This window comes from Exiguobacterium sp. S3, assembly GCF_018617295.1.
Lineage (GTDB): Bacteria > Bacillota > Bacilli > Exiguobacteriales > Exiguobacteriaceae > Exiguobacterium > Exiguobacterium profundum.
In genome coordinates this window covers 1-6,030 of record NZ_JACSJW010000012.1, presented here as the reverse complement: position 1 = coordinate 6,030, position 6,030 = coordinate 1, and the positions used below count along the sequence as shown (strand labels likewise).

At 40.2% G+C, this 6,030-nt stretch carries 6 protein-coding genes; 3 read left to right on the top strand and 3 right to left on the bottom strand.

Going from position 1 to position 6,030, the window contains the following annotated elements:
- Window positions 1-263 precede the first annotated feature (263 nt).
- On the bottom strand, window positions 264-743 hold the full coding sequence (locus KNO65_RS15505) for a hypothetical protein (protein ID WP_214785198.1): 480 nt from the start codon (window positions 741-743) through the stop codon (window positions 264-266).
- A gap of 1,460 nt (window positions 744-2,203) precedes the next feature.
- On the opposite strand from KNO65_RS15505, the gene KNO65_RS15500 reads away from it, so the two are divergent.
- Window positions 2,204-3,145, top strand: a complete 942-nt coding sequence (locus KNO65_RS15500) for a type IV toxin-antitoxin system AbiEi family antitoxin domain-containing protein (RefSeq protein WP_214785196.1) — start codon at window positions 2,204-2,206, stop codon at window positions 3,143-3,145.
- A 4-nt stretch (window positions 3,146-3,149) separates the two neighbouring features.
- Here KNO65_RS15500 and KNO65_RS15495 read toward each other — a convergent pair whose 3' ends face one another.
- On the bottom strand, window positions 3,150-4,037 hold the full coding sequence (locus KNO65_RS15495; RefSeq protein ID WP_214785194.1) for a nucleotidyl transferase AbiEii/AbiGii toxin family protein: 888 nt from the start codon (window positions 4,035-4,037) through the stop codon (window positions 3,150-3,152).
- Window positions 4,038-4,299: 262 nt separating this feature from the next.
- Here KNO65_RS15495 and KNO65_RS15490 point away from each other — a divergent pair, with 262 nt between their 5' ends.
- Window positions 4,300-5,049 (top strand): hypothetical protein, encoded by a 750-nt coding sequence (locus KNO65_RS15490; protein WP_214785192.1) that lies wholly within the window; start codon window positions 4,300-4,302, stop codon window positions 5,047-5,049.
- A gap of 42 nt (window positions 5,050-5,091) precedes the next feature.
- Window positions 5,092-5,403, top strand: a complete 312-nt coding sequence (locus KNO65_RS15485; protein ID WP_214785190.1) for a hypothetical protein — start codon at window positions 5,092-5,094, stop codon at window positions 5,401-5,403.
- 351 nt (window positions 5,404-5,754) lie between these two features.
- Here the strand turns inward: KNO65_RS15485 and KNO65_RS15480 are convergent, their stop codons facing one another.
- Window positions 5,755-5,964, bottom strand: a complete 210-nt coding sequence (locus KNO65_RS15480) for a hypothetical protein (protein WP_214785188.1) — start codon at window positions 5,962-5,964, stop codon at window positions 5,755-5,757.
- Window positions 5,965-6,030: the final 66 nt, after the last annotated feature.

The following is a 6,030-nucleotide window of genomic DNA, read 5'->3' as shown; positions in this document are numbered from 1 at the left end:
TACTCGATTAATGGCATCCTCACGCCTCTCCACCTGCCTTTAAAAGACTCTGGAGTTTGAAACCCGTTGATATAAATCGACGATCTCCGGATTCAAACTCTCCCAGTCAGTATTTTTCAACACGGGGATTTGAAATGTCTTCTCCATTTCCTCCATCAACTCCCCCAAACGAATGTCTCGTCTAGATAAAGATAACTCCCCCATGATCTTCTCATACCGTTCCTCAAACAACTTGAGGGTCAACAACATTTCCATCACTTCTCCTACTCAGTTGGCTTCCTTTGAGTATACTCTTTCAGTACTTTCTCTACCAACTGGTATAGTTTTAAATCGTTCTGTAGAGCAATTTGTTTCAGTTTTTTATGCAAAGAGACGTCCATGTCCAACGAGACTTTCTTCCGGACGATTTGTTCGGGTCTCGTCTCGATCGCAAAATAATCGTCATCCAACTGGGATTGCCCCGTGACCGGGTCGACTTTTAACGGCTCAGTCGCATTTTTCTTCGGTTTCGGCTTACGAACCCGACTCGATTGCACAAAATCGAGCACTTTCTTGTCCGCATTCGGATGGCTACGATCAATGTGCCATCGTTTGGTTCTTTGATCGAACGTCGCACCAGCCGATTTCAACGCCTCGCGAAGCTTTTCTTTGCCTACTGGCGCATGCTCTTTCGCCAGATCGAGGAACTTCATGCTCTCGTTCAACTTCGTGACCTCTAAGATCGTCAGATTCTCATTCGTCATAGGAAACAACCTTTCTTCCTTCTAAGTTTTTAACTAACCTTCCCTCTTACCCTCTTTGATTCTAAAATTGTAGGGCTAATTCCTTCTTAATTTTTCCTTCTGGATCACCCTGGCATCCTATCGGATGTCTCTGGCGATCCTCTCCAGTCCGTTCTTCTCTCTGCTGAACGCACTTCGCTACGGCGTTTACGCCTTCGCTCGCTTGTCGGGGCACATGCGGAACACGTCGCCAGACTACGCTAGGCTCGTATTCCTCGTGCCACATATGAATTTGCATCTTCTCTTGCTTCCTCGCTGATCTGTTTGCTCTTTGTTCTTTTCTTTTTAGAACTTGGAAAGAAAAAGACTTGAAACCAAAGAGCGCACCGGGCATACTCCGGTAGGGAAGATAGGAAACGGCTGGATGGGCAGACTAACCCCTTTGAAAAAGGATGCGGTTAAAATCTGCCCACCACGTTCTCCGTCTAGTGCAAGACGAGGTATCCGTATGTCTAGGCGTTCCAAGACTCCGGGGTGTCTCAACCCCGGCATGTGACTCGCTGCGCATCATTCGCGCACACAAGGCGTTTCCACGCCCTACCTTGCTGCCTTTCGGCGACTCGTCACATAACCCACTGCACGACGGCCGAAGCCGTCCTGCGTCGTGTCACAGCAATCATACAGCCGCCTACGAGGAACTCCCCCACCGTTTGTCGTGGGACTGCCTCCGGTCGTACCATATGACCCCGTCTGAACCTCTCAACGATCTTTACCATATCCTCGAAGGGACTTAGGCTATGTACAGGGCTTTCCGTCCTTCCCCTGCTAACGTCACACCACATGCTGGAACCGCATTGGTGACCGATCTACTTTGTTGCGTCGGCTAGATGGACCTACTCGTTTTAAGAGCGAGTGCAGAACTCTGATATGTAAAAAACCAATAGAAAAAGGACGTCGTCCGAATAGAGAGTTTCGTGAAACTCGCTACTGAACGACGTCCTTTTTTATACTAAAACCTTGAATGTTTCGGGTTTCCTTAGTATGATAGGTGCATCTAAGTTGAAGCCACGTCCAATGTGTCTTCAACGGTCCAATAGCTTGTGTTACAGCACTCGCTATTCAAAAGCGTCACTTCGATGATCATCAACCCGTTTGGCGACAGGTTGATAGGAGAAGTGGCGTTTTTTGTTGTTACGTCCGTATTTTGTTACTGATTATTCTACTCTTCCATCAATTTTCTGACAATGTTTTTTTGTTCATGACTTCGAAACGAAGCTGAGATTGACTTTTAAGTTTTATGCGTTTTTCCTACACTACTAGTATATATACTAGTAGTGTTCATAACCTTTCATTTAAATACATCTTTAATACTACTAGTATATATACTAGTAGTATCCATAGATATTAAAATTCTCTCTTTTTTTGTTTACTACTAGTATATATACTAGTAGTAACGAGAAAAATAAAAGGAGAAATTAATAATGGTCGCTTCCAAAAGAACAGCTGCTTGGTTAAGTATCTCCAAAGAGTTGAACCATATTATTGATTTAATGGTTGAGCGAGGTTCGGTATTTTCGCGTGTAAGTTTGATTGATATCTTAAATGAGTTAAAGCACACTAAGATTTTAAGAGGATCTTATGGATACGGAACCTTTCTTAATACATTAATTGAACTAGAAGTTTTAGAAAAAGTAACAATTATTCTTCCTAACCATTCTATAACTTCACGTTATGCTTTAAAGAAAGGGATTTCGACTTCTGTTCATCCCTTCGAAGTCGCATTAAGTCTTTTGCCTGGATCTTATTTATCACATTACAGCGCATTGTTCTTGAACGATCTGATAAATAACGTTCCGAAGGATATATATATCAATCGCGAACAAAGCAAAAAGCCTATCGATCCAGATAACACTTTAACTCAAAAGAAAATCGATTATGCTTTCAATCGCCCTATGCGTAAAACAAATCAAATCGCACTTTTTAGCTATAACGGACAAGAATACAGAGTCCACATGCTGAATGGGAAACATACCAACAACCTTGGTGTTGTTAACCGAAAAACCCCCTTTCTTTCTCGAAAAGTGCGTGTGACAAATTTAGAAAGAACGATTATCGATTGTGTAGTAAGACCTAACTATGCCGGAGGGCCTGATGAGATCTCAGTTGCTTTTTCTAATGCTGCCAATGAACTATCCGTAAACAGGCTTACTGGATATTTAGCAGAACTCGACTATCGTTATCCTTATCAAAATTGCATTGCCTTTTATATGATTTTGACTGACTACAAAGAGAATAGCTTAAAGCTAATCAGACCGTTAATTGATCGAGAGTTTACAATGTACATTGGATATCAATTGCTCAATAAAAAAATCCATCTAGGATCAAACACTTACTATCCAGGTCGTTTTTCACTAAATGATTAAGTGCTCACCCTTCTTCCAATAACGCATAGACTTCTTTAATCAATTCAATATTGAATTCGAACAGAAAATCGAAATCTGGTACGTTTTTTCTATCAGCTATCTGTGGCGTCACTCTTTGGTTAAAGTCATCCTCCAGTTGTTCTCGATAAGATTCAATTTTCAGCAACAACTCTAAAGAAACATTTTTCGCTTTAAACATTTCGCTCAAGATATGAACGTTACTTGAGCTTAGGATTTGTTCTCTCAATTCTAAGGATTGTGATTTTTGAATTGCTATGTAGATGTCATATAAATCTCTTGCTCTTGTTTTTTCAAAAGACGCATACTCGTAATCAGGAAGTTGTTGGCACAATGCCCGCATTTTTTCATAAACAATCATCAACGGGCTATAAATATGGATTTGGTATTCATCTAGCTTCATTTGTATTCTGTCTTCGGTGTACTCTTCAAGACTGATATCAATTTCAATTTTCTTTTTGCCACCCTCGAGTTGTAATGCCATGGACGACCGTTTCTGATCAGAGACATCGTACGTTTTTTCATATGTCTCTTCATCCATGACTTTGAAATTGATGCTGTAACCACCCCAAAAAGGTGGCAACTCTCGTCTGGTTTTCTTTGGCTTCACATCAAACTTGAAATCTATTATGCGGTAGCCTTCTTCTTCGAAAGTACGTTCTAAAGCTTTTTTGAACTTGGGCGCATCTTCATCTTGCGTTAGTCTAATGCCTTGTTTGATTGAAAAATCTAAGTCTTGAGAAGCACGATCCGTAATGTCTAACAGCGCCATCGCATTCCCACCCTTTAACGTCAAAATTTCAAACAAATCATCATCTGAGAAAATACCTTTGATAGCTAAATCCCTAAAAAAGATCGGCAATATATTGCTCATTAGTTAGATTTCCTTTCTTTTCGACTGGCACATTTCGTGCCAATTCGTATGGTTTAGTGGCACATTTTGTGCCATTTTCGGACTTTTGGTGATATCACGGAAACCCCAGGCTCTGCCTGGGCTATCACGACAAGTGATAGCAGTTTCCCCTTATGCTCTTAATAACTCTAAAAAGGAGATACGTCTGATGTTTGCCACATTTCTATCCGAATTCATCTGGCTTGTTTATTACATATTCAACTCCAAAATGGAGGGCAGTCTGATGTTTATTATAGCTTTTAGCGAAATACCTTGGGTTGAATTTTGGGGTTTTATACGTGCTTTCATTTACGGATCCACAGGTGGAATGGCAGCAGTTTCAATGTCTTATATTACTAATGAGTCGACAGCAGTGAATTTAAGAAATGCTGTTTTGATGCAACATTTTACTGACGAAAAATTAAAAGACAATCAAATTGAAATGCAGGACACTTTAGATAAAATCAGAAAACCTACAGTGCGATTCATCCGTATGGCCACAATAATTCATTTATTCATAGGTGGTATTTCAGGGATGATTGCAGTGAGCGCCTTCAACCCTACAGCAAACGAATTACAAACTTTTTCAATTGCTGTCATTGCTGGAGTAAGTGGATTTGCATTTTTAAAAAGAAGTGCACTAATCGATAATGAACTAACCGAAAAAATACTAGATGTCGAAAGAAAAGCACTTGAAATGACTTTGAAAAATGATGAATTAATAGACTCCCTAAACGATTTTTCGTCCCCTCTTCCTGATGTAGTAGACGAAATAGCCGAAGAGGTTGTGAATGACTTCATCGAAAACGAACCTCTAATCGATTTTTCTGACAAAGGATTCCCTAACAATGAATTTGAAGAATTCATTTCCGAGCAAAAGACTGATCCTGAAGTAACTAATGCAGATATCAATTTTTTAAGAAGACTCTTCTATGAAGAAGAACGAACGTTAGAGGAAATTAAACAGACAGTCCTTGATTACGAGGAGTTATGAAATTATTAATCGGTTATTATATAAGTGAAAGGGAGTGATTAGATGACTGATGCCAAAGAGAAAATATTTGATTACTTGTCTCCCGAAGAAAAAACAATTTTAGAACAAATCCAAAAACGAGCAAAAGAAAATCAAAGAAAAATTTCAACATTCCCCTTACAACAGTCTGTTCAAATAAACTCAGAAAGCTATAGATTAAAAAATCAAATTGAATCAGACAAAAAAAAATTAGAACTTTTAAAACAAAAGGCGATTATGAGAAGAGCGATTAAAAAAGCCACTCAAGAGAATGAAATTAAAATAACGGCTCCAATCCAAGGTAAATTCCACAAACTTCGTCAACAAATTAAGTGATTTCCGAGTCCAAAAGTTTGTGAAAAAGGCTAATCTTCTTAGCCTTTTTTCATTTTGGCTTGAAACCGTCTCTTACATTGCGTGGAGTTTTTATTTCACGCAAACATACGCTTTTTTAGTTTAACCAGGACCTCCATATGCGTTCATGAAGATCGCGTACTTCTGGGTTCACTTTTTCCCACTCTACGTCTTCAAAGCCTGGGATCCCCAAGGCTTTCTCCATCTCATACATCAATTCCAACAGACAGGCCCCCCGTTCCGTCGAAGGGGGGTACTTCATAAGGTCCTCATAGCGTACTTCGAACTCGGCCAGGGTCGCCTTCAAATATCTCGCCTCCGTATGTCATGGTCTCACTCGGTTCTGGAGTGGCGAATCAATTTATATAAAGTGCTGACTTCGATGTTCTCACTTTCCCAAATTGGATTGTCATCGATCGGAATATCAAATGACTCCTCTATCTCCTGCATTAGCAGAAGAAGATAGGCATCTCGCTCTATAGATGGTGGCAATTTGAGAATCTCTCGGAATCGCGTCTCATACTCGATTAATGGCATCCTCACGCCTCTCCACCTGCCTTTAAAAGACTCTGGAGTTTGAAACCCGTTGATATAAATCGACGATCTCCG

Bases quoted from the DNA above. Each gene is read 5' to 3' on its own strand.
- KNO65_RS15505 (WP_214785198.1), bottom strand. From the start codon at position 743: ATGACGAATGAGAATCTGACGATCTTAGAGGTCACGAAGTTGAACGAG.
- KNO65_RS15500 (WP_214785196.1), top strand. From the start codon at position 2,204: ATGGTCGCTTCCAAAAGAACAGCTGCTTGGTTAAGTATCTCCAAAGAG.
- KNO65_RS15495 (WP_214785194.1), bottom strand. From the start codon at position 4,037: ATGAGCAATATATTGCCGATCTTTTTTAGGGATTTAGCTATCAAAGGT.
- KNO65_RS15490 (WP_214785192.1), top strand. From the start codon at position 4,300: ATGTTTATTATAGCTTTTAGCGAAATACCTTGGGTTGAATTTTGGGGT.
- KNO65_RS15485 (WP_214785190.1), top strand. From the start codon at position 5,092: ATGACTGATGCCAAAGAGAAAATATTTGATTACTTGTCTCCCGAAGAA.